Origin of the sequence: Chitinilyticum litopenaei DSM 21440 (assembly GCF_000428145.1) — a bacterium.
GTDB lineage: Bacteria > Pseudomonadota > Gammaproteobacteria > Burkholderiales > Chitinibacteraceae > Chitinilyticum > Chitinilyticum litopenaei.
In genome coordinates this window covers 1-24109 of sequence record NZ_ATZJ01000040.1, presented here as the reverse complement: position 1 = coordinate 24109, position 24109 = coordinate 1, and the positions used below count along the sequence as shown (strand labels likewise).

Annotated in this window: 21 protein-coding genes; 13 read left to right on the top strand and 8 right to left on the bottom strand. The window is 61.8% G+C overall.

The genetic code is table 11. The features are described 5' to 3' along the window. Positions 1-16 precede the first annotated feature (16 nt). From tssG to tssJ, 8 genes are all read right to left on the bottom strand, one after another. Positions 17-991 carry a type VI secretion system baseplate subunit TssG gene (tssG, locus tag C515_RS21055; RefSeq protein ID WP_051304937.1) on the bottom strand — a complete coding sequence of 325 codons (975 nt, stop codon included), beginning with the start codon at positions 989-991 and terminating at the stop codon, positions 17-19. Then, positions 991-2859 (bottom strand): type VI secretion system baseplate subunit TssF, encoded by a 1869-nt coding sequence (gene tssF, locus C515_RS0113460; protein WP_028455965.1) that lies wholly within the window; start codon positions 2857-2859, stop codon positions 991-993. Before tssF ends, tssG begins: the two co-directional genes overlap by 1 nt. Continuing rightward, positions 2856-3341: a type VI secretion system baseplate subunit TssE gene (locus tag C515_RS22660; protein ID WP_051304936.1), complete on the bottom strand. Its 486-nt coding sequence runs from the start codon at positions 3339-3341 to the stop codon at positions 2856-2858. The genes tssF and C515_RS22660 overlap by 4 nt, the downstream gene beginning before the upstream one ends. 13 nt (positions 3342-3354) lie before the next feature. After that, positions 3355-4041, bottom strand: a complete 687-nt coding sequence (tagF, locus tag C515_RS0113450) for a type VI secretion system-associated protein TagF (RefSeq protein ID WP_028455964.1) — start codon at positions 4039-4041, stop codon at positions 3355-3357. A gap of 11 nt (positions 4042-4052) precedes the next feature. Continuing rightward, positions 4053-7649, bottom strand: coding sequence for a type VI secretion system membrane subunit TssM (gene tssM, locus C515_RS0113445; protein WP_028455963.1), 3597 nt, complete (start codon positions 7647-7649; stop codon positions 4053-4055). A 20-nt stretch (positions 7650-7669) separates the two neighbouring features. After that, a complete protein-coding gene (gene tssL / locus C515_RS21045) occupies positions 7670-8926 on the bottom strand; it encodes a type VI secretion system protein TssL, long form (protein ID WP_081686948.1) in 1257 nt (418 codons plus the stop codon). Between the two features lie 91 nt (positions 8927-9017). Next, entirely contained in the window at positions 9018-10337 is a 1320-nt protein-coding gene (gene tssK / locus C515_RS0113435) for a type VI secretion system baseplate subunit TssK (RefSeq protein ID WP_051304934.1), read from the bottom strand. Positions 10338-10448: 111 nt separating this feature from the next. After that, positions 10449-11120 (bottom strand): type VI secretion system lipoprotein TssJ, encoded by a 672-nt coding sequence (gene tssJ, locus C515_RS22655; RefSeq protein ID WP_281170867.1) that lies wholly within the window; start codon positions 11118-11120, stop codon positions 10449-10451. A gap of 230 nt (positions 11121-11350) precedes the next feature. Here tssJ and tssA point away from each other — a divergent pair, with 230 nt between their 5' ends. From tssA to C515_RS0113365, 13 genes are all read left to right on the top strand, one after another. Further along, entirely contained in the window at positions 11351-12355 is a 1005-nt protein-coding gene (gene tssA / locus C515_RS0113425) for a type VI secretion system protein TssA (RefSeq protein ID WP_028455961.1), read from the top strand. Between the two features lie 137 nt (positions 12356-12492). Beyond that, the gene (tssB, locus tag C515_RS0113415; RefSeq protein WP_028455960.1) at positions 12493-13011 is read left to right on the top strand and encodes a type VI secretion system contractile sheath small subunit; all 519 of its coding nucleotides are present in this window, start codon (positions 12493-12495) and stop codon (positions 13009-13011) included. A gap of 23 nt (positions 13012-13034) precedes the next feature. Beyond that, on the top strand, positions 13035-14543 hold the full coding sequence (tssC, locus tag C515_RS21035; protein ID WP_043649551.1) for a type VI secretion system contractile sheath large subunit: 1509 nt from the start codon (positions 13035-13037) through the stop codon (positions 14541-14543). Between the two features lie 280 nt (positions 14544-14823). Continuing rightward, a complete protein-coding gene (locus C515_RS0113405) occupies positions 14824-15309 on the top strand; it encodes an Hcp family type VI secretion system effector (RefSeq protein ID WP_028455959.1) in 486 nt (161 codons plus the stop codon). A 60-nt stretch (positions 15310-15369) separates the two neighbouring features. Continuing rightward, a complete protein-coding gene (locus C515_RS21030) occupies positions 15370-15765 on the top strand; it encodes a hypothetical protein (protein ID WP_051304932.1) in 396 nt (131 codons plus the stop codon). A gap of 11 nt (positions 15766-15776) precedes the next feature. Continuing rightward, positions 15777-16310 carry an ankyrin repeat domain-containing protein gene (locus C515_RS0113395; RefSeq protein WP_028455958.1) on the top strand — a complete coding sequence of 178 codons (534 nt, stop codon included), beginning with the start codon at positions 15777-15779 and terminating at the stop codon, positions 16308-16310. A gap of 37 nt (positions 16311-16347) precedes the next feature. Then, on the top strand, positions 16348-16698 hold the full coding sequence (locus C515_RS23610) for a hypothetical protein (RefSeq protein WP_144290463.1): 351 nt from the start codon (positions 16348-16350) through the stop codon (positions 16696-16698). Positions 16699-16736: 38 nt separating this feature from the next. Beyond that, positions 16737-17531 (top strand): type VI secretion system accessory protein TagJ, encoded by a 795-nt coding sequence (locus C515_RS0113390; protein WP_028455957.1) that lies wholly within the window; start codon positions 16737-16739, stop codon positions 17529-17531. Continuing rightward, on the top strand, positions 17531-18733 hold the full coding sequence (locus C515_RS0113385) for a hypothetical protein (RefSeq protein ID WP_028455956.1): 1203 nt from the start codon (positions 17531-17533) through the stop codon (positions 18731-18733). The genes C515_RS0113390 and C515_RS0113385 overlap by 1 nt, the downstream gene beginning before the upstream one ends. 21 nt (positions 18734-18754) lie before the next feature. Next, complete coding sequence (locus C515_RS0113380; RefSeq protein WP_028455955.1) at positions 18755-19210, top strand: hypothetical protein; 456 nt, start codon at positions 18755-18757, stop codon at positions 19208-19210. A 63-nt stretch (positions 19211-19273) separates the two neighbouring features. Beyond that, the gene (locus C515_RS21025) at positions 19274-21049 is read left to right on the top strand and encodes a type VI secretion system Vgr family protein (RefSeq protein WP_043649549.1); all 1776 of its coding nucleotides are present in this window, start codon (positions 19274-19276) and stop codon (positions 21047-21049) included. Positions 21050-21073: 24 nt separating this feature from the next. Beyond that, positions 21074-21523, top strand: coding sequence for a DcrB-related protein (locus C515_RS21020; protein WP_051304931.1), 450 nt, complete (start codon positions 21074-21076; stop codon positions 21521-21523). Positions 21524-21547: 24 nt separating this feature from the next. Further along, on the top strand, positions 21548-24109 hold a 2562-nt coding region (locus C515_RS0113365; protein ID WP_028455954.1), incomplete at its 3' end, for a DUF6531 domain-containing protein.

The following is a 24109-nucleotide window of genomic DNA, read 5'->3' as shown; positions in this document are numbered from 1 at the left end:
GCGAAAGTAGCGGTTTTCAGCTGCAATATTTCACCCCATCGAGCACCGGGTGCTGTCCTGACCGGGGTAGCAGCCAGCTGTCAAACCCCAGCCTGACGCCACGCCCCAGCTCCAGCCTGCGCGCCGTGGGCGTGCTGACTTGCAGTTGCACCGTCCAGTTGTAATGCGTGCCCAGCCAGTTGCGGATCAGCGCATGCAGCTGCTGCAGACGCGGAGATGCGGGGTCGAAACGATCATATTCATCCTGCGTCAACGGCCCGAGCTGTACGGCAAAGCCGAACTGCACATCCGGCACGCGCTTGCCCAGCACCATGCCCTGACCCAGCTCGCTGTTCGCCCGGCCAAGCGCGGTGCAGGAGTCGGCGTCCAGCGGCAGCCACTGCCGCACGTTTTCGGCAACCATGACCGGCACGCCCAGCAGCTGCACAAGCAGTACGCGCAGTTCGTGTGCGCTGCGCACCGGTCTGGAAAACTGCCCGGCGTGACGCACCTTGAAATGGTCGGACAAGGCATCCCGCCCGGCCAGCTCCGGTCCGGCATAGCCACCCAGGGCGGCTATGCGGCGGGTGAAAGGCTCGTCGCCGCTGCGATCCAGCGCCACCACCGGCTGAACTTCGGCCCAGGCGCGGTAGAACAGGCACTGCATGCGGTGGTGGAAGATGTCTGCGAAATCGCGCAAACGCGTGTCGGCATGGTTGTGCAGCTTGTCCCAGGCCTGCTCGGTCAGGTGCAGCGGCAAGGGGCCATTCGGACCAAACAGGCCCTGCGCAAAATGCCGGATGACCGGCACACCGGCGTGCGGGTGCTCATCGATCGAGCTGATCTCGGTTGCGGCAAACGCCATGTCGGGCTGATGCGCCAGACGCACGGCATCTTCGCGGGCGCGCAGGCTGCGCCCCAGCAAGGGCTTGTCCTGATTTTTCGCATCAACCCAGCGCAGCACGGCAAAGAGGCTTTGCCGGTGCGCCCGTTCGCGCATTGCCGGCGTCATCACAGCAAGCCCCGCTTGCCGGGTTGCGCCGGCCAGATCTTGATCAGCCCGCGATTCTGCGTCGAAAGGCGGAACTCGACAAAGGCATTGAGCTGCACGAATTGCAGCAGAAACTGCCGGATCACCTGGCCAAACACAAAGGCACTGGCGCCGGCAAAAGCAATGTCATCCAGGCGGATGTCCACGCACACGCCTCTGGCATAGGCAATCGGGCCGGGAGCCGGATGGCGCCGGGTAACGATGCGCGTACTCATGCCGCACAGGCTTTGCGCATGGGCCAGATGACGATCACGGCCAAACCGTGCATACAGCGTCAGCAGGTTTTTCAGCGCATTGACCGAGCCGGCCTCGTCCTGGTCGTTCAGGTACAGATAATTGAGCGAGAGCTGATTGATCAGCCGCCACGGTGTTTCTCCTTCCGGGATGGCCGCAGTCGGCTCGGTCGGCGGCACGACAAACTGGATGGCCTCAAGCGGCGCGGAATCGACCAGGCTCAGGTCTCGCGGTCCACCGCGCGGGCACAGGATGGGGAACGGGCCATTGCTCACCAGAATATCGCCGCCAAACTGGCGGACATCCGGGCGCAGCGGCGCATTGTTGCGATCGACCACCGACAGGAAGACCTCACTGAACTGGTAGTTGGCGACAAAGGCCGACTGAGGCTTGTTCTCGTTGACCAGGCGCGGTTGCCGGCGCAAGGTGAAAAACGCCGTGGAGTCCTGCCAGCCAGCGCTTTGTGCACCGGCAAACAGCGGTGTGAAGGTATTGGTTTGCGCATGATCGCGGCCATAACCCTCGATCAGGCTGGCGTCATACACCTCATAGGCCAGCGGTTTGCGGCGGTCGGCGACCATGTGGTACTCGGTCTGCATTTCATCGACCAGAATCCGGTCCATGCGGCGCGAAAACAGATTGATGACCGGCGTGGTGAAAAGGCGCAGGCTCTCTTGCGAAACCGCGCTGGCAAGCGAGGCATCATTGCCGCCCAGATGGATGGCGATGGACACCCGGCCGGCAGTGGCCGTGCGCCTGATTGTCTCGGCAAGTTGCGCATCGCCCAGCGTGAAATAACGGAATTTCTGCGGGAAGCTGAAATACTCCTGCAGCAGGCGGTGGCCGGAAAAGGTCCGGGAATCGAGCGGCAGCAGCGCTTCGTCCTCGGCCAGCCCCTTGGCCCGGATCGCCTCGGCGGCGAAGACGCCGGCCGGCGAAGCGCGATCGGCCAGATCGCCCTGCACACGCACGCCCAGCGTATTGCCCACGATCAGCTCGCACAGCTTGGTCGCCACTTCATCGTCACCAGCGACAAAGAAATCCAGGGCATTGATCGACATGCGCCGCAGATCGGCCCCCGGATAGGCTTCCAGCGTCAGCAGCAGCGATGCCCTGGTACCGCGGGGGGCGCCTTGTACGGTTTCTCCGACCACATACTGGACCTCTGCCAGACGAATGGGCCAGACGCGCACATCAAAAGCCGTGGCGAATTCGCAGGGTGTCTCAATTCCCGGCACCGCCTGGGTCAGCAACCGCGCGCCACGCGGGATGGCAAAACCATCATGCAGGCCTGTTGCGGTCTTGTCCGGCGTAAAGCCGACAATGGCCATCGATGGCGTCTGCTTGCTCCAGTGGGGGTAAGCACAGCGCAGCAGGTGATCGGTAAATTGCGGAAATGCCGCTTCCTGCTTGAGCTGCACGCGCGAGGACAAAAAGGCAAAGCCTTCCAGCAAGCGTTCGATGTAAGGATCGACCACCTGGTTGCTGTCGCCCAGATGCCCTGCCACATCGGGATACTGGCGTGCAAACTCCCGCCCCATGTCGCGCAGGTGGCGCAATTCCTGATTGTAGAGTTCGAGAAATCGCTCGTTCATGCTCGTCCCGTTGCGGCATCGACTACGGCAAAACGCCCGTTATCCAGGTCCAGACGGGTCTGCAATTCCAGTTCAACCGGGTAGGGGCGCGCATTGACCAGACCACGAATGGCATAGGCAAGAAACTGGTGATGCGACTGGCCCTTGTCGAGCACCGGAAAAACCGCCAGTGATTCGGGCAGGATGCGGGGCTCGAAGCGCAGGATGCTTTCCTCAATCCAGGCCTTGATCTGCTTGATGTGCACGCTGGAAAGACTTTTGCCGCTTACACATGGAAAGCCGAAGGCCAGGACCGAGCCGGCTACATGTGGCAATGCCGATTCGAAAATCTCGGCTGGCACGATGGCATTGAGCAAGGCAGTCAGATCGGCAGACACCGTGGCGACCAGCCGGCTTTTGTCCATCGGCCGCAGCAGATCGCCACCCGCGCCGGGCTCCGCGACAAGCCGGTCCCACAAGGGCGCATTGAAAAGGGTCGTCATGGCCGCGCTCCGTTTACCATGGTGCGTCCAGCGCGCTGAAATCCTGGATTTGCGGTAGGCGGCTGAAATAGCGCAGCTCGCTGTTCTGCCCGTCGGACGACTTGCGCCACCAGACCGAATGTCCGGCAAAGAGACGATCCACCCCCAGCACCGCCAGATTGCGCGCCAGATAGGAAATCGCCGAAGCGCCAGGCAGCACATAGGATGTACCCTGCTTGCGGGCTCCCCAGTCCTGGATCACGGTGCGCACCTGCTCGAGATCGCCCTGCCCGGCACTGGCCGCCAGCGACGGCTGTCGATCGAGCAGCATTTCGATCTGCTCGGCCGTCAGCTGCCGCTCGATCACCGCTTCGGCTATTTCGGCCATGCGGTCAAACCAGCCGGAAAGATCGGCCTGCATCAGCAATTCGGCGCACGGCGCACGCACGGAGAGCAGTAACAACAGTGGGTATTCCCTGCCCACCGAATCGCTACTGCGCAACATGACGCCAAGCAGGCCGACACCCGAGGCCAGATCCGGGTCGATATAAAAACGCCAGGCACGCTGACCGGCAGCAAGCGGCGCCGCAGTCAGCGCAGCCTGCTGCACCAGCAGCTTGCCGATCCAGTTGCCCAGCAGTTCGCGGGTATCTGCGGACAAGCCGCGACCCACAAATTCCGCCGCGGCCGGAATTTTTCCAAAAAACGCGATTTTTTCCATCAAGGGGAGAATCAGATGCTCATCGGGCAGCTGAACTTGTCCATTTCAGCCAGTACAAAGGGATTTTGCGCGGTCGATGCGGTGATGTCGTACTTGACGTAATGCCCCTGGATCTTGAACGTGACCCGGATGGTTTCCGGTCGATCCGTCCTTTCCTGGACCGCACGGTCGATGGCGCGCCACAGCGCCCAGTCGCCTTCATAGCTGAGGCTGCCGATGTCCTCGCCCTTTGTGGAAGTCAGGCTGAGGCGCACCTGGCCGGTGCCCTTGCCGGGCCAGGTCATCTGTGCCGGCACGATGGCATCATGCCGGTAGCGCAAAAGCTGGCCATCGATATCGAGCACCGACTGGATCACCCCGGTGCCCATTTCCACCGGCTTGATGGTGAAACGAACCTGTGGCGATGCACCGCTGGCAAAAAAAACGCTACGTATCGCGCTGGCGCGCTGGAACTCCGCCAGCGCCGAAGAGGTAGCCGGGCGGGTATCTGATCCGGGCAGCGGCTTGAGTGCCCAGGTTTTGCCGGTCATGTCCACATCCTGCGCCAGATTCTTCTGGAAAAAGCTGTCGATCACGCCGCCCGGGGCGAAGAACTTCTGAAAGTCGTCGCGCTTGACTTCCTGCGTGCTCGCCCGGTTGAAGGGATAGCGCTTGTCGATGGACTGTGTGCAGGTCTCGCCGACGGTATTCTGCATCAGCGAGGACAGATTGCTGCGCGCCTCACCCTGGGCATTGCGCATGCTCACATCCGACAGGGTCTGCAGCATGGCATTCAGCGGCGCGGGCATGCGCTGGGCTTCGGATTTCAGGCGCACCGGCACGTCGCTTTGCGGCAATGCGCCCTTGGACTGCACGGCAATCTCGGTCGCAGACAAATGATTGTAAAGATCACTGAGCAGCACCAGGGTCGAATCAATCGGCGCGGGCGCGCCGGGCGTCGGCGAATTGACGAGACGATGAATGCTCAGGAAACGGTTTTCCACAATGTATTCCGGCTTGCTCATCGCGATGGTGGCCGGGCGCTGCTGCACCGGCGCATTCACCAGACGCTGCAGCTTGTCCTTCTGCGCCTGCACCGCGCTGGAGGCCGCGGCCTTGGCCAGCGCTTCGGCGGCGGACACATCGGCATCGCTCAGCGCCACCAGCGAGGTTTCGCGCGTCACGCCCCGCAGGAAATACAGCAGCGGCGAATCGGGCGCTGACAGCAGACGGGCCAGGTGCACGCTTTGCTGCAGATTGCTCCCCGGAACGATGCGCACATCGTTGACAAAGCGTTCCCACACGCCGGCGTATTCTTCCAGGTACAGACGCTTGACCAGATCCTTGTTGCGCTTGAAGGCCTCGTCGCCACCCAGCACCTTCTGCGATGTGGTGGTCATCACCGCCGGTGCATCCAGCACCCAGCCCTCTTCGCTTTGCAGTTCCTTCAGCGTCGGATCCAGCGCCGGCAGAAAGGCTTTGGCATAACCATCGGCGGTATAAAAGCCCTCGATGCCCTGGCTCAGCGGCGCGCCGCTGCTGCGCACGAACACCACGGCGGCGGATGGGCCGGCCACTTCGGTCAGGCGGAACGGCGCGATGCCGTCGGCCACCCCCATGCGCTTGATGCGGCCATACACACGCTGTGGCAGCGAGGCGGTCGAGATCAGCGCGCGCACCTCGTTGACCAGATCCTTTTGCAGCGGCGCCTTGCTTTGCACGAGGCCACGCACCAGCAGATTGTTGAAATGCATTTCCAGCTGCTTGCGCTGCTCGGCCGTCACGCTATTGGCGAGATGACTCTCCCAATCCATCAGCACCCAGGCACGCAGGCTGGCTTCGTCAAAGTGCTTGGGATCGTGCAGCATCAGATATGCTTTCAGCGTTTCATACAGCAGATCCGGATCGTTGCGGTAGCTGCGCAAACCCTCTTCCAGGCGGAAATTCACATAGGCCAGCAAGGTGTCTTCGAGCATGCGCTTATAGGCGTCATTCGAAGCGGACTGCAGCTTTTCCTGCTGCCCCAGGCCCGGCACGTTCACGCCGCCGGAGTTCGCGCCCGGATCGGCGATGCGCATCACGCTGTCCAGCGCCGGCAACACATCGGCAATATTCATGTCGGCCGTGATATTGACCTGCTCGACCTTGGTCTGCGTGGCCGGCAGTTTCTTGTTCACCGCCTGCACATAGTCGCTGTTGTGCTGATAGCTCAGCACGAGGCCGGTCAGCGCGATCAGCGACACCGCTGCCAGCGAGACATAGCCCAGTGTTCTGGCCAGCGTGCGCTTGCGATGCCAGTTGATGTTGCGCCCGGCCAGATGGCTTTCACCCAGGACCAGCTCGGAAAACAGCCGGGTCAGGAAGTAGGGACGGAACACCATCTGCGGCCCGAGCAGGCGACTGAACGACTGCTTCAGGCCCAGTTCCTGCGGCACCGCGCCGAACAGCGGATCAATGATCTCGCCCTGCTGTGCGGCACTGGTCAGATATACACCACGGAACAGCACGCGCGGCTGATAGGGATTCTGGCTGAATGCCGCTTCGGCAAAGTCGATCAGCGACTGGCGCACCGTGTGCAGCGATTGCGGGAACACGCCAACGGCCGAGCGGCGCAGGACTTCGCTTTCCTTTTGCAGCTTGCCGACCAGCATGGCCTGCAGGCCTTCGAGCAAGCCGTCGACCTGGCCTGCAAACGAGGAAATCGCCACATGTTCCTTTTCGCCCGCCGGCAGCGGCAGCGTGAAACCCCAGACCTGCTGGCGTTCTTCGCTGGTAAGCGATTCAAAGAATTCGGCAAAACCCGCGATCAGGTCACACTTGGTGACAAGCAGGTAGACCGGCACTTCCAGACTCAGCACCTGCTGCAACTCCTGGATGCGCTGGCGGACCGAGTTGGCCTGGTTTTCCAGATCGGAGCGCTGCCCCTTGAGCAGCGAATCCGCAGCGATGGTCACCAGCACGCCATTGATGGGCTGACGCGCGCGAGTGCGCTTGAGCAGCTTGAGGAAATGCCCCCACTCGGCCGAATCCTGCAGGCGGTCGCTTTCGTGCGTCGTGTAGCGGCCGGCCAGATCCAGCAGCACGGCCTGATCGGCAAACAGCCACTTGCAGTTGCGCGTGCCGCCCACGCCGTCAACGGCGTCATTGCCCAGCGGAAATTTCAGGCCGGAATTCTGCAAAACGGTGGTCTTGCCGCTGCCAGGCGCCCCCAAGACCATGAACCAGGGGAGGCGATACAGGTGCGACTGGCGATCCATGCGGGCAAAAAAGCGTGACAGTCCACCCTGCTCTTCTTCCGGACGTACCTGGCGCAGCACTTCAAGCGCTTCATTGAAGCGCTGGCCCAGTGCCTGCGCGGCCTCGCTGGTACCGGCCGTTTCGTCGCGCTGCATGCCCTGCTCCAGCTCTTTCTGAGCCTTGCGTTCACGGAACAGGGTATACGCCAGCGCACCCCAGTAGATGACCCAGATTGCCGTCAGCACGACGATGCGTACCCAGGCCGGCGCCAGCGGTCGCCATTGCGCGATGCTGACCAGTGGGCCAACCCACCAGATGACGATGCTCAGACACAGCAAACCCAGTGCCGACCAGAACCAGGAACTGGAGAAAATACGGAAAAGCCTGCTCATTTTCGATTACCCGGATCTGCTTACTTGTTGGTCATGAAAACGGTGATTTCAACGCGACGATTCTTGGCGCGCCCGGCCGGTGTGGCGTTATCGGCCACGGCTTCCGAATCGGCGCTGCCCTTCACCTCGATGCGCCCCGCGCCAATATCGGCGGCCAGTACGGCCGCCACCGAATCGGCGCGTGCCTTCGAGAGCTGCCAGTTGGACGGGAAACGCAAATTGCGGATCGGCTGATTGTCGGTATGGCCATTGATGACCACGGCGCCGGGGAATTTCTTCAGCTCGGTACCAATGCGGTGCAGCACCGGCAAGACCGGCGGCAGTACATCAGCGCTGCCGGAATCGAAGAGGCTGTCACCGAGAATGGTCACCACCGAGCGGTCTTCATAGTCGGCCACGCTCACCAGACCCTCGCGCACTTCGCGCTCCAGGAAGCGGGCAAAGCGGGCTTCCTTGGCAGGGATAGCCGTACCCGCCGACTTGACGCGCAGACTCTGGATGTCGCCGAAGACGGGGTCGGAATGCTGGTTCAGGCGCAAGGACAGGAAGAGGTACAAGAGCAGCAGCACAAAGGCCAGCAGGATGGCGCCGACCCAGACCGGAATCACCACCATCGAGCGCTTGGTGTTACGGGTCACGCCCTGCCAGTTGCTGGACATGTCCTGGCCCGCAGAGGGACGCAGCGTGCGCAGCAGTTCACCCAGATTCTTGCGGATCACTTCATGCTGCTGCATCCCGCCATCCAGCACCAGATAGCGGCCGGCAAAACCGTAGCTCATGCAGACATACATCAGCTCCAGCAGATCGCGGCTTTCCTGCGGGGATTCTTTCAGGCGCTCCAGCAGCTGGAAGAATTTCTCGCCGCCCCAGGTTTCCTTGTGAAAGTGCACCAGCAGCGAGGTAGCCGACCATGCAGCCCCCCAGGACGAACTGGCCACCACTTCATCAAGGAAAGTGCACATCACATAACGCGCACCGATCACATGTTCATGCCGCACGCCACGCACGCGCATGGCTTCTTCAAACTCGCCGATCTTGGCGATCAGCAGCTGCTGCAGCCGCGCCAGATCGCAGGCCGCCTTGGCGTTGCGCAGCTGCAGGGCCAGGTAGAGCAACTCGCCAGCACTGGACACAATCGGATTCAAACCGAACGCCAGGCTTTCTGCCGCCCGCACATCGAACTGGTGCACATCGGCATGACCTGCCGGCTGCGCCCCCCCAAACAGCTGCGCCCAGGATTCCTGCGAACCCCCGGCATCGATCACTGCATCAGTCACTCTTCACCCCGTTGCTGTATCTGGATAAGTCTTCTGGATAAGTCCGGAGCCTGGATTTGGCCCGGCCAGTCAATTCCCAATCAATTCCCAATCAGTTTCTGATTGCCCACAACTCAAGCTGGATGCCGGGGAATTCCCCCGCAATATGCATGGCCAGACCGCCCGATGTGGTCAGAGGCCGCCAGAAATCACTGCTCTGGTCGAACTCGAAGTAGCAAAACCCGGCATGGAACGGGATCTGCGGCGGCGTGACCGGCAGGCTGGAAATGGGCACGCCGGGCAGATGCAGGTTGACCAGCTCGCGAATCTTCTCGACCGGGCCGACCTTGATCTGTGATGGCAGGCGGCTGCGCACGGCTTCGCTGGCGACCTCGGCCTTGACCGCGAGCACGAAGCGGGCCGATGTGAACATCGTGGCATCGGCAACGATGGCCACCCGCACGCCAAGCTGACGCTCCTGCAGTTCGATACGGATGGCCGATTGATCAATCACCAGCGTCAGCAGCTCGCGCAGCTGCACCATCAGCTCCGCCAGGCAAAGATGCGGGCGGTCGTGGTCATACAGCGGCGGGTTGTCGAGCAGGCGCTTGCCGGGGCAGAACACGCGCAGATCGCCGACGATCTGCTGGCAGGCAAAATAAAAGTCGGCAAAGGCAAGGCCGGGGCGCAGCAGCTGCTGCTCCAGAAAAGGCAGATAGCGGTTGATGGTCTGCAGCATCAGGAATTCGGTCACATCGGCCGCACCGGAGCTGCGGACGCCGGAAATGGCTGCCGCCAGCATCGCACCACGCTGGCGGAACATGCCCAGCAACTCCTGCTGGCCTTGCCGGATCAGCGGCTGCGCACAATTGAGTACGGGTGGCAGGAAGGCGGCATCCAGCAGCAACTGGCCATCCGGCAGCTTCTGCGCGATCAATGCCACCGGCAGGCACACAAATTCGGGCGTGACATCGCGGGCCAGCTTCAGCTGCAGATGCTCCTGCGCCAGTGCCATTTCGACGATTTGCTGGCTGTCGAACACATCTTCGACCTGCCGGTCGAGCACCTGAAAACGCGCGGCGCCAAGGGCAGGCGGATAGGCGTGGGTCGGGCGTCCCGGGATCACCAGCGGCAGACACAGGTAAATCACCTCGTCGCGAATGTCATCCGGAATGTCCAGCGGCAAGGGAGCAGCGAGCGCGTCGGGAAAGGAAAACACCGTGCCATCGCGCAAAACGCCAGCCGCACGCACGAGGGCCAGCTTGCCCAGGCTGGCCAGACCTGCATCGATGTCAAGCTCGGCAAACCCCCAGAACCACTCGGCAGACAGGCAGGCCAGCCGCCCTAGGCGATAGTCAATAGAACGATCCAGCTGCTGAAAATGCTGCTGCTGGATAAAGAGACCCTCACTCCATACAACCCGGTGATTCACTGCAACTCCCCCGATACCCCTGATGGCCAGGCCGGCCCCGGCAAGTGCGCCACATCACGGCGCCCTGCTGTTTTTTGCTTGATCTGCTGCGAATGCGGACTGCCCGAACGCTCAGAACGACAGCTTGGGCAGCTTGTCGGCGATGGCGGCTTCCACTTTTTCCTGAGCCTTCTTTTCAGCCTCGGCCAGCGCCTGATCCGCCATCGCGGATGCCTTGCTGCTCACAAAACTGGCGAGCGAGGCCTCAAGACCGCTGGCCGACGCCATGGCGCGCACACGTTGTTTCGCCCTGGCGGATTCCTCGGCCACATCGAGCAACACGGCACTCGGCGGTGACGACATGGCGACACGCGAGCCGTCCACATCGATGCGCAGCGGCAGATCCTGGCGGTACGCCAGGCTGGTGAACGGCACCTCGAAAGTCCAGACATTCTGCACACCACTGGCATTGCGCCAGCGCGCCGAATCAATGTCGCGGAAGGCGGCAAACGTCGCCAGGTATTTCGTCTCCGGCGCCAGTTTGCGCTTCAGGCGCACCACTTCGTCGGGCTGCACGATGAACTCTTCAATCGCCACGATTTCCGGCGAAAAAGGCTCAACAGACTGGCTGAGCAAGAAATAGTCTGCCGACTGAAAGGCACGCACACCCTTCATCTGATACAGCTTGAGAATGACAGGCGAAGGCCGCCCGTTCACGTCGGGATTCATTTTTTCCGCCCCGACGATCAAGGCATCCACCTCGTTCGGCCGGCTGGCGCAAGCAGCAAGAGCGAGCGCAGCCACAGCACAGATTACACGCGAGCGCAATATGGGAACCCCTGAAACAAGTAATTAATGTAACAAAAATTGCTTTCACTTCTTGACTTTGCGGCATTCTAAACACAACATCTAACCCCGCACAATACTTACTCCAAATAAAAGCTTTATGCGAATAAACTAATATTCTTGGATTGCCGATTTACAGGAAAATGCCGAAGGCATTCATATTTATTCAATGATTTCAATGCGATAAGATGAATAAAGAAGACATTCTGGCACTCGCACTGCCGGTCAGTGCGGAACAGCCCAGCGGGGAGAATCTGGAATACTCGTCAGAGTTCTTCAGCCTGGAAACGCTGACCCAGGGCACTCCGGAGCAACAGTTCGGTGACACCATCATTCCCGGAGCAGAGCCAGACTGGACAGCTGCGCGCAAGTTGAGCACCGACTTGCTGCAACGCTCGAAAGACCTGCGGCTGGCCGCCATCCTCGCGCAAAGTCTTGTCGCCACCGAGGGGCTGCCCGCCCTGCATCCGGCGCTGCTCCTGACCGAAGAACTGCTGAGCAAGCAGTGGCCCTGCCTGCACCCGGAACTGGAAGATGGCGACGCCACCTTCCGCCTCAATGCGCTTTCCGCGCTCAATGACAGCGAATCGCTGCTGAAACTGATACGTCAGACCGCCTTCCTGCCGCTGCGCGGGCATGATCCGATCCGCATCCTCGACATCGAAAACCTGCACAGCCCAGGGCAAAGCAGCAACCTGCAACTGGGCGACCTGCAGCGCCATGTGCATGCCCAGGCCGAAGCCGCCTGCCGGCTTGCCGACACCCTGCGTGACTGTCTTGCCTGCTGCCAGCGCATTGAAAGCGCCGTGGAAAGCCATATCCCGGTGTACAGCTCGCTGACCGGCAATCTGCAGCAGCTGCTGCGCGTGGTACTGAACCACCTGCCGGACGACAGCCCCGCACCAGCCACCGAACCGGCCCCTGAGCACAGCACCGGCGCAACGCCAGACAGCGGCGCGCCAGCCGTCCCGGTCTCAGCCAGCAGCGTGACAGCCATCAGCAGCCGCGCCGACATTGACCGCCTGCTGGACCTGATGTGCGACTACCTGGCGCGCCACGAACCCAGCAACCCCGCGCCATTGCTGTTGCGCCGCGCGCAGAAGGTCCTGTCGATGGACTTCCTGCAACTGATGAACGAACTCAACCCGGAAGGCCTCTCGCACATCGAGCAGCTGGCCGGGCTGAATCGCTGAGTTGCGCATGCATCGGCAAACGCCCATGGCGCCCAGACAACACAAGGCCAGCAGCAGCACCAGCCTGAAGCCGGCCGCCGGCGGCAACACCGCCCATTTCACACCCCAGCAAAACCCGCACCACAGAGGACACCAGAATGGCTAGACCCTCCACCGGCAACAGTGGCCAGAAATTCATCGCCCGCAATCGTGCTCCGCGCGTCCAGATCGAATACGACGTGGAAGTGTATGGCTCGGAAAAGAAAATCCAGCTGCCCTTCGTGATGGGGGTGCTCTCGGATCTGGCCGGCAAATCCGCCGAAGACCTGCCGCCGCTGGCCGAGCGCAAATTCCTCGAAATCGACGTGGACAACTTCGACAGCCGCATGAAGTCGCTCAAGCCGCGCACCACTTTCCGCGTGGCCAACACCCTGACTGGCGAAGGCGAAATCAGCGTCGATCTCACCTTTGAAAGCATGGACGACTTCAACCCGGCGCAGACCGCCATGCAGATCGAGCCGCTGCGCAAGCTGCTGGAAGCGCGCCAGCAGCTGTCCAATCTGCTGACCTATATGGACGGCAAGAACGGCGCGGAAAAGCTGATCACCGAACTCCTCAACGACCCCGCCCTGCTTGCCGCGCTGTCCAGCGCGCCCAAGCAGGACAACCAGGCCTGATCACCGGCACGGAGACCCGATAAATGACCCAAGAATTGCTTGACCACGCCCCACAGGGCGGCGCCGCCGTAACGCTGGAGGCCGACAGCGACTTCACCCGCCTGCTGCAGCAGGAATTCCGCCCCAAGTCCGATGAAGCCCGCTCGGCCGTCGAAGAAGCCGTGCGCACCCTGGCCGCCCAGGCCTTGGGCCAGACCGGCCTGATCAGCACCGATGCCGTGCGCACCATTGAAAGCATGATCGGCGAGCTGGACCGCAAGCTGTCCGCCCAGCTCAACGAAGTCATCCACCACCCCGACTACCAGCAGCTGGAATCCGCCTGGCGCGGCCTGCATTACCTCGTCACCAACACCGAAATGGACGAGATGCTGAAGATCAAGGTGCTGAGCATTTCCAAGACCGAACTGCACCGCAACCTGCGCCGCTACAAGGGCACCGCCTGGGATCAAAGCCCCTTCTTCAAGCGCATTTACGAAGAGGAATACGGCCAGTTCGGCGGCGAGCCGTTTGGCTGCCTGGTGGGCGACTATCACTTCGACCACACTCCGGTCGATGTCGAGCTGCTGCGCGAAATCGCCCGCACCGCCGCCGCCTCGCACTGCCCCTTCATCGCCGGCGCCTCGCCCTCGGTGATGCAGATGGAATCCTGGCAGGAGCTGGCCAACCCGCGCGACCTGACCAAGATTTTCCAGACGCCGGAATACGCCGCCTGGCGCTCGCTGCGCGAGTCGGATGACGCGCGCTACATCGGCCTGGCCATGCCGCGCTTCCTCGCCCGCCTGCCCTATGGCGTGAACACCAACCCGGTCGATGAATTCGACTTCGAGGAAGACACCGCCGGCGCCGCCCACGAACGCTACAGCTGGGCGAATTCGGCCTACGCGATGGCCGTGAACATCAACCGTTCGTTCAAGTACTACGGCTGGTGCTCGCGCATTCGCGGCGTGGAATCCGGCGGCGCGGTCGACAACCTGCCCTGCCACACCTTCCCGTCCGACGATGGCGGCGTGGACCTGAAGTGCCCGACCGAAATCGCCATTTCCGACCGTCGCGAAGCCGAGCTGGCCAAGAACGGCTTCATGCCGCTCCTGCACCGCAAGAACTCCGACATGGCCGCCTTCATCGGCGCGCAGTCGCTGCAAAAGCCGCAGGAATACGTCGACCCGGATGCCACAGCCAACGCCAATCTGGCCGCGCGCCTGCCCTATCTGTTCTCGGTGTGCCGCTTCGCCCACTACCTGAAGTGCATCGTGCGCGACAAGATCGGCTCGTTCAAGAGCCGCGACGAAATGCAGCGCTGGCTGAACGACTGGGTGCTGCAGTACGTCGATGGGGATCCGGAAAACTCCTCCGAATCGGTGAAGGCCGAGAAGCCGCTGGCCGCCGCCGAAGTGCACGTGGAAGAAGTGGAAGGCAACCCGGGCTACTACACCTCGAAGTTCTTCCTGCGCCCGCACTATCAGCTCGAAGGCCTGACCGTATCGCTGCGTCTGGTTTCCAAGCTGCCGTCGGTGAAGGAAGGCGGCGCCTGATCGCCCCCAAAAGCTGACAAATCAGCAAGCAAGCAAAACCCGCGCAGTCCGCTGGCTGCGCGGGTTTTCTGCAGCCCCCAATCCGGGCACTGCAAGCAATGCGGCAGGGTATATGGCCACAGCCTTTATCGGCAATTGCTTATGGACTGATGGGCTGCAATGTATATGCATGAAAATGTCAAGTGAAGAAAGCTACTGACATTCTGCCGTCAACAGGCGCAAATAGTGCGCCCACAGATTTTTTACACGTGGCCCAGCCACACAACACGGAGAAGTAAGAATGGCAAATGATATGTTCCTGAAGATCGACGGCATCGAAGGCGAGTCGCTGGACAGCACGCACGCCAATGAAATCGAGCTGCTGACCCTGGACTGGGGCATGAGCCAGGGCGCCAGCATGCACGCCGGTACCGGCGGCGGCGCCGGCAAGGTGTCGATCGACGACCTGGTCTTCACCCACAGCGTGGACAAGGCCAGCCCGATCCTGATGCAGGTGTGTATGAGCGGCAAGCACATCCCGAAGGCCGTACTGACCGTGCGCAAGGCCGGTGAAAAGCCGCTGGAATTCTACAAGGTGACCATGACCGACGTGATGGTGACCAATGTACAACCCAGCGGCAGCAACAGCGGCGGCGGCCTGATCGAAACCGTGGGCCTGGCGTTCTCGAAAGTGAAGATCGAATACCAGCCGCAAGGCGCCGATGGTTCCGCCAAGGGTGGCGCAATCGTTACCGAATACGACATCAAGGCCAACAAGAAGGTCTGATTTTCGTAAGTCACAGCAGGGGCTTGCCCCTGCTGCCTCTTCATCCAACAAGGACATGACATGGCTGCACCCTCTACCCTGCGCGAATTCCAGGAACACGACCTGCTGTTTGATGCTGACGAAACCCGCGCAATTCTGGAGTTCTTTTTCCCGCACGATCGCGCCTTGATCGCCGAAGCCCGCATCACCCTCGAAGTGCGCAGCTTCGCCCAGGGCCTGCTGGTCACCGCCATCGACGCCAATGAAGCCATGGGCTATGTGGAAGCGCTGTTCAGAAGCTACGCCCGCCCCAGCGCCACCTTCAGCAAGGCCCTGCGCAAGCTCGCCACCAATGCCGCCAAGAACTGGTTCAAGCACGCCAACATCCGCAATCTGGCCAATGTGAAGATTTATCACTCGATCAAGGTCGAGATTGGCCGCCGTTTCCGCACGGAACTGCACGTCCGTCTGGGCTGAGGAACGTCGCCATGAATGCCAAAAAGCTGCTGATTGGCGGCCTGGCAGCGGCAGCCGGCTGCTATCTGGCCGGCGCAGCCTATACCGTCAGCCAGCTCGACATTGAAGAGGCACTGGTCTGCGCCGATGAAGGCAGCCTGCTGATTCCCGCTGCGCAGCAGATCTGTCGCAGCTACGTGCTCGCATTGCGGGGCACACCGGAAGATATAGCTGAGCTGCATGCCGGTATTGGCGCGGGATTTGTCGTGCAAGGCTCGGCCAGCGCCGCCGACAAGGCCGAGATGCTGGCCTTCCTGCAAGCACGCGGCCTGGACATCAACCGGCCCGATGTCAGGGGCATGCTGCCCCTGCATGCGTCCATCCTCGCGGGCCGGCCCGATGAAGTGGCGCTGCTGCTCAAGCAGGGCGCCAATCCATCCCTGAAAAACGCCCAGCAACAAGATGCGCTTGCCTACGCCCGCGCGCTGCATCAGGCGAAAGGCCGGGCTGAGCACCGGGAGATCGCCGAGCTGCTGGCCCGCACGATCCAGGAAGGGAAGCAGTAAATGCAGCGCTCACTCACCCCTCAGACCCAATTAAGAATTGAAAATTACGAATTATAAGAAAGCCATCGCCATCAGCTTAACACTATCACTATCACTAATAGCAACACAAACAAAAGCTGATAAAAAAGAAGAAGACACAAAATGCAAAACAACAATCAAGAACTACTATGTCGGAGGCAGCGACGGGAAAGTTTATATAACACTAAAACTATGCAACAAGATCATTCATGGCCACATAACAGGCCCAAACAAAACAGTATTTTATCAAGGCAAATTTAAACTTGGAAAAACAACAAGATTATCAGACATAAAACAAGAGAACATTCTAGGCTGGGATGGCACATTAATCCTCCTAAAAAACGAGAAAGCATTAATAGCAGTTGAATAATAATCCTGCGTAACTCCAAAGAAAACGAAGTATATTAAATGACAACCCTCTCCCCGCAATCGCTGGCCGACCAGCTCGCCGACATCCAGGATCGCGTGCGCAATGCGCCGTCCGATCCGCAACACCGCATCGCGCTGGCGCAGCTGCTGTGCGCGCGCGGGCAGTGGGATCGTGCGCAGCAGCAGCTGCAGCACCTGCAAAAGGCCGACCAGGCCTACACCCGCTTCGCCCAGACCTATGGCGGCGCCATTCGCGGCGAGCAGCTGCGCGCGCAGGTCTTTGCCGGCGACGCCTTCCCGCACCAGCTGGCCGGCACCCCCGCCTGGCTGCTGCGCCTGGCTGGCGCCCTGGGCATGGAGCGCCAGAAAGCCTTTGCCGCCGCACAGCAGGAACGCCAGGAGGCCTGCCTCGAAGCGCCGGCCATCGCCGGTGAGCTGGATGGCCAGCCCTTCGCCTGGCTGGCTGACGCCGACCCGCGCATGGGCCCGGCTTTCGAGGCCATCATCGACGGCGACTACCACTGGCTGGCGCCCGAGATGCTGGCCGAAGTGCGCTTTTTCCCGCCGCAAACCCTGTTCGATCTGCTCTGGCGCCAGGCCATCATCACCACCGTGGCAGGCGAAGAACTGCCGGCGCTGATCCCGGCCCGCTACCCCGGCTCGGAAAACGGCGACGACCGCCACGCACTCGGCCGCGCCACCGACTGGATCGAATGCCGCCACGAACTCTGGCACGGCCAGGGCCAGCGCATGCTGGCCAGCGATGACGCGGATTTCAGCCTGCTGGCAATCGCCACGCTGACATTCCGCGCCACCGGACAGGAAGCCGCCTGATGGCAGGTCAGCGCAGCCCCGATCCGCTGGGCCTGCTGCCGCAGCCGCGCCCGAACGGCAGCCTGACGCAGCTGCATGGCGGCATGTCGCCCGACCCGACCGGCCTGCGCAGCTGCGCAGCCCAGGCCGCACTGGGTGGCGCGCCGGCCAGCACCTTTGCCGACGACGCGCGCCGCCGCGCCGCCGTGCTGGCCTGCCAGCCCCAGCTGACCGCCGAAGAATGGGTGCGTCGCGGCATGGAAGAAAAGGCCAGGCGCGATCAGGCCGCAGCGGCCGAATTGCGTCGCAAGCAGGCCAAACTGGAGCGCCTGCGCAAGGAAGTGCGCAACTACGGCACCGAGATGGCCGTGGGATCTTTCGCCACCTTCGACGGCAAATGGATCGAGGCACCGTTCCGCGCCATTCCCTTCCTGGTCGGCTGCGGCATAGCGCCCATCCATGGCGCCATCAACCTCATCAGCCAGCCCATCGACACCATCGACCTGTGGGTCACCGAAACCGATGTCGCCTGGCAGACGAATGACAACTGGGGTGTGGCCGGCGCAGCATTTGATGTAGTCAGCATCATCCCCGGCGCCGCCGCTGCCGCGAAGGGGCTGCAAGGGGCCAAGACACTGCTGCGGGGGTCTAGATCGCTTCCCCAGAGTATGCCCGCACTGGCCAAAACCACCGTTCCGCGCATCAAGCCGGCCCCCGACAATTACGCCTCCTATGTCACGCATGGCCTCAAGACGAACCCCCTGGATCTGGAAGAAGGACGCCACCTGATCCGCGAGCTGCAAAAACAGGGGATGGACCAGGCTCAGGCACTCACCAAAGCCAGGGAGTTGCTGGCCTCAGGCTCCACGGTGCCAAAGGCCGCGTCAGTTTCACCCGGCGAAAAACTCTACAAACTGGTCCCCGAAGGCGAAATGCCCGGAGCACGCAGCGCATTCTGGGCCACCAAGGATGAAGTGGCGGCACTGAAAGGCATGAGCCGAGACCAGATTGCCGATCGGCTTGGCATTCCACTGGAAAGCCAGCAATTGCCGCGCTTTGATGTGGTGGAAATCACCGCGACCCGACCGACGACGACCTTCAGCTCTACAATCGCGCCCACGACGCAAAATGGCTGGGAACAAGCGGGTGGCGGGATTCAAACCCTGGTCACGGATCGCGGGGCGTTCACACCCCCGGTCGCTACCGGCAGCAAACTGCCCTGAGCGTGATTCTGGAGAAAAAGCATGTACCGAAAACTGATCAGGCTTGATGCCAACGGCAATTTCACCGAAGTCGACCCGATTGCCTGCAAGCGTTATGCCCAACAGCTGAAAGACTTTATCGAAGCTGAAATTCCGGCCGGGCAAGACCCGCACAATGTACGCGGCCAGGTATTGCCGCTGTGCGAAGTGGTGCTGGCAGACCAGATTCGCCTGCCGATGGACCATGACGCCTTGCCGCTGGCTTATGCCAGCCGCGAAGGCTTGCTGCCGGAAGGTTTCGCACGCCCCTGGGCCTATTTCACAGTCAATGTCACCGGCATGCTGGATCGCGTCTCCGACCCCGTGGTCATTGATGGCGTGCGCTATTGCGAAACCGAATTTGAAGAGCCCGGCGACTGGCCCGACGTCGTCCTGCGTCGCTGGGAAGAACGGCGGCGGGAAGACATGGGCGACGACTACGTTCCCAGCAAATCCTGAGCGCCTGAACCATTAGCACCGCTACCCGATTAAACGCCCACTGCCCTGCAACCGAGACCCGCCATGTTCGATAACCGCACCTACCGCCTGCGCAGCCCGCTGCCCGAGACGCAACTGTTCTTCCGCAACCTCACCGGCGGCGAGGTGCTCAGCAGCATCAGCCATTACCAGCTCGTGGCGCTCTCCCCCAGTGCCAATCTGCCACTGGATCAGCTGGTGGGCCATCCGGTCACCATCGAAATCGACCTGCCCAAGGGCGGCGTGCGCCACATTCACCAGTACATCGCCAGCATGGTGTTCGCCGGCGAGGAAGGCCAGTACTACCGCTACGAAGCCGAGCTGCGCCCCTGGCTGTGGTTCCTCACCCGCACCGCTGACTGGAAGGTGTTCCAGAAGCTCAACACGCTGGATATCGTCAAGCAGGTGTTCGCCGACCACGGCATTGCCCGCTTTGAAGACCGCACCACGCAAAGCTATCCGCCGCGCCGCTATTGCGTGCAGGCCGGCGAAACCGATGCCAACTTCGTGATGCGCCTTTTGGAGCAGGAAGGCATCTATTTCTTCTTCGAGCACTCCGCCGGGGCGCACGTGCTGGTGCTGGCCGACAGCATCGCCGCCCACAAGCCGCGCGGCGGCTATGAAGTGCTGCCCTTCGAGCACGGCGCGCTCGACGGCGGGATGCACATTGATCAGGAGCATTTCGCCCGCTGGCGCTGCGGCAAGACGGTGGAAAGCACCCGCTTTACCGTCAACGACTATGACTATTTCCGCCCCTCGGCAGATTTGCAGGTCAACCAGAGCGAAGGCAGACCACACGGGGAAGCCCAGCATGATGTCTACCTGTGGCCCAGCGAGTATTACGCGCCCGAGCGCGGCCAGCACTTCGCCAGCGTGCGCCTGGAAGCCGCGCAGGCGCGCTATGAAACCGCCACCGGCGCCGGTCCGATCGAGGGCCTGGCCTGCGGGCAGCTGTTCACGCTGATCGATCACCCCCGCCGCGATCAGAACCAGGAATACCTGATCACCAGCGAGCATCTGCTGCTCGAAGAAAACACCTATGAATCCACCGGCACCGGCGTGGCCGACAGCCAGTGCCATGTCACCGTGCAGCCCGCCAAGACGCCGTTTCGCCCGCTGCGCATGACGCCGAAACCCTATGTGCAGGGCACGCAGACGGCGGTGGTGGTCGGCCCGCCGGGCGAGGAAATCCATACCGACGAAAAAGGCCGGGTGAAGATCCAGTTCCACTGGGACCGCTACGGCCCGAAAACCGACAAGTCCAGCTGCTGGGTGCGCGTGGCCAGCGCCTGGGCCGGCCAGGGCTGGGGCGCGACGTCGATTCCCCGCATCGGCCAGGAAGTGCTGGTGTCCTTCATCGAGGGCGACGCCGACCGTCCCATCATCACCGGCCGCGTGTACAACGAGGAACAGCCTGCACCATTCGGCAATGCCGGCAGCAAGACGCAATCCGGCCTGATGAGCCGTTCCAGCCCCGGCGGCGGCCCGGATAACGCCAACATCCTGCGCTTTGAAGACAAGACGGGGGCAGAGGAAGTGTATTTCCAGGCAGAAAAAGACCTGAACTTGCTCGTAAAAAACAACGACAGCCAGACCGTGCAGGTCAATCGGAGCATCAATGTCGGCGGCGCACATCAGGAAGTAATCCGCAAGGACATGACCGTCAATGTGACGGAGGGCAACATTCTGGTCAGCAGCGACTCGGCAACCGTCACCATCACGGCCAAAACACAGCTGGTTCTGCAAGTCGGTGGCAGCCAGATCGTGATGACGCCCAGCAATATTCTTCTCAAGGCAGATCGCATCGATCTGAACCCCTAACAGCCAATCCGCAAAAGACAAACAATGAGCAACTATCGCATCAACGAAGGCCAGTTCACTCTTCCCGAAGGGTTTTACGACAATAGCGCCAATGTATTCACCCTCGGCACCCCGCAAAGCGCCACGCTCAACATCACCATCACGCGAGACCGGCTCGACAGCGGCGAAGATTTGCCAAGCTATGTCGAGCGTCAAATCAGCAAAATGAGCAGCCATATCAAAGGCTACAAATTGCTGGATCGCCAAGCCATCGCGATCGGAGCCGACCAGCTACCCGGTGAACTGCTCAAGGCAACACTGCCGGGCAAGATCAAGGGCAGCCTCCTGCACCAGCAGCAGGCCGGACTGGCATTTCTCGAAGGCCCGCATGCCGGCAAGGTACTGGTCTTCACATTCACATCCCAGCACAAGCCCAGCGACGCCGAACAGGCGCAATGGCAGGCACTGCTGGCCAGCTATACACCTACGGTCTGAGGCCGGTATCCGTGAAACAACATCATGTTTGAAGCAGCCCGCATTCACGACCCTATCGAGCATACCTTCGCGCTCGCCGGCTTCATTGCCGGTGCTGTCCTGGCGGCGATCATCATCATTGCTGCGGCCGTCACTGTGTGCACAGGCGGCCTGGGCGCCATTTTCCTGATGGCACTGCTGGCTAGCCTGGCACCATCTCTGCCTTCGATAGGAGAAGCGATAGGCAAGATGTTTGGCAGCACGGCGGGCATGATCATCACAGGCGCCCGCAACGTCTATACCAACAAGCGCAAATCCGCGCTGGTCAGCATGAGTCAGGTCATGTGCGACAAGCACAGCCCGCAGCAACTGATGGCCGAAGGTTCGCCGAATGTCTTCATTCACCGACTGGCAGCCTGCCGCAAGGATGATCGCACCACCTGCGACGCCAAAGTCAGTGATGGCTCGGGGAATGTCTTCATTCATGGCACCCCGGTGCAATATCTGGATATCCAGTCGGAAGTACCGGACGAATTGCGTGAACTGGTCACCAAACTGCTCACCTATCTGGAATACGCCACCATGATTCTGGGGCTTGGTGCCCTGGTCAAAGGGCTGATCAAGTGTGTCGGCGGCAAGCTCGCGGGCGTTTTCAGCAAAACCGCCATCAAATGCGTGGGCAAATTTGCTACAGGCATTGCAGCGGGTGTCGGCGGCAGCATGGCCGGCTCGGCAATTGGGAACGCGGTAACCACCAGCCGTGTGGCTGGCGGCCAGGTCGGCAATCCGGTGGAAATCACTACCGGGCGCAAGATTTTGCATCCTGATGCCGAAACCGATCTGGTACTGAATGCCCCGCTGCCGCTTGCCGTTGCACGGTTCTACAGCAGCCAGCTCGATGCCAGCAGCATGCTGGGTCAAGGCTGGCGCCTGCCCTGGGAAAGCCGCCTGATCCAGCAACCGGATCATCTGCTGTATCTGGACGAACAGGGGCGCGACTTCAAGCTGCCGCTGCTGCAAGCCGGCGAACGCTTTGCCGCACCCGGCGAAGCGTTCAGCCTTGCCCGTCTGAACGACGGTCGCTGGGTCATTGCCGACCTGCATGGCACGCACTGGCTGTTTGCTGCAAGCAACCCGCAGCGTCCCGAACAGCTGGCGCTCAGCATTATCGAGGACAGTCTTGGCCACCAGATTCGCCACCATTACGACGACAACGGCCAGTTGAGTGCCATCAGCGACAGTGTCGGCAACCGCCTGCAGCTGCATTACCACAGCATCACCTTGCCGTCGGGCCCGGTCATCCGGCTGGCGGCATTGGAACAAACAGCCGGCGGCCCCGGCGGCGTGCGCGTGCGCTACGACTACGACGAACACGCCCGCCTGACTGCCGTCCATGATGCCCAGGACAACTGCCAGCGCCGCTTTGCCTGGGGCGATGATGGCCCGGGCCGCAACCTGCTTATCCGCCATGACAATGCACTGGGCCTGAGCTGCCACTATCGTTGGGACGACTTTGACGGTCTGCCGCGTGTTGTCGAGCACTCCACCAGCGACGGCGAACATTTCCACTTCACCTACGACCTCCCCGCGCGCAGCGGCAGCGCCACCAATGCCGCAGGTCATACTGTCCACTGGCGCTGGAGTGAACAGCTCGACATCCTTTGGTGCCAGGATTACGACGGCGCGCAATATGGCTTTGACTACGATGCACTCGGCCAGCTCACCGCCCTGCGCATGCCGGGTCATAGCGAAGATACGCCCCGGCAGTGGCTGCTGGAGTATGACGAACTCGGCCGCGTTGTCCGTGAAACCAGCCCCTCCGGGCGCAGCGTCAGCCGCAGCTATTGCCCCGACAGCCTGCGCGTGCAAACCGAAACCGACGCACTGGGCGCGACCTGGCAATACCAGTACGAACCCGTCACCGGCGTCATCCTGCGCAGCACCGATCCGCTAGGCCAGCAAACCACCTGGCACTGGGAAAACCCCTTCGGCCCCAGTGCCATCACTGACGCCAAGGGCAACACCACCCGCTACGACTGGGGCCCCCGCGGGGAATTGCTCGCCTACACCGACTGCTCCGGCAAGCTCACCCGCTACAGCTATGACAGCCGGGGACAACTGAGCAGCCACAGCAACGCACTGGGCGAAACCACCCTGCTGCACTACGACGAGCTGGGCCAGCTCAGCCAGATCCAGCATCCCGACGGCAGCCGCGAGCAATTCGACTACAACGCGCTCGGCCAGCCACTGCGCCATCGCAACGCCAATGGCCAGCTGCGGCACTGGCGCTACACCCCGCGCGGCCTGCTGCACCGCTACACCGACGAAGGCGGCCACGATACCGTCGCCGAATACGATGCCCTGCTGCAGCTTTGCCGCTTGCAGCATGGCCAGCTCGAATACCGCTTCGCCTACGCCGCAGGCGGTCGGCTGGAACGCGAACAGCGCCCCGACCAGACCAGCCTGCAGTACCGGCATGCCCCCGGCGGCGAGCTGCTCGAACGCCAGCGCCACGGCAGCGACGGCCAGAGCGTCAGCCGCACCCGCTATCAGTGGGATGCCGACGGCTTCCTGCTCGAACAAGCGCACGAGCACGCCAGCGTCGCG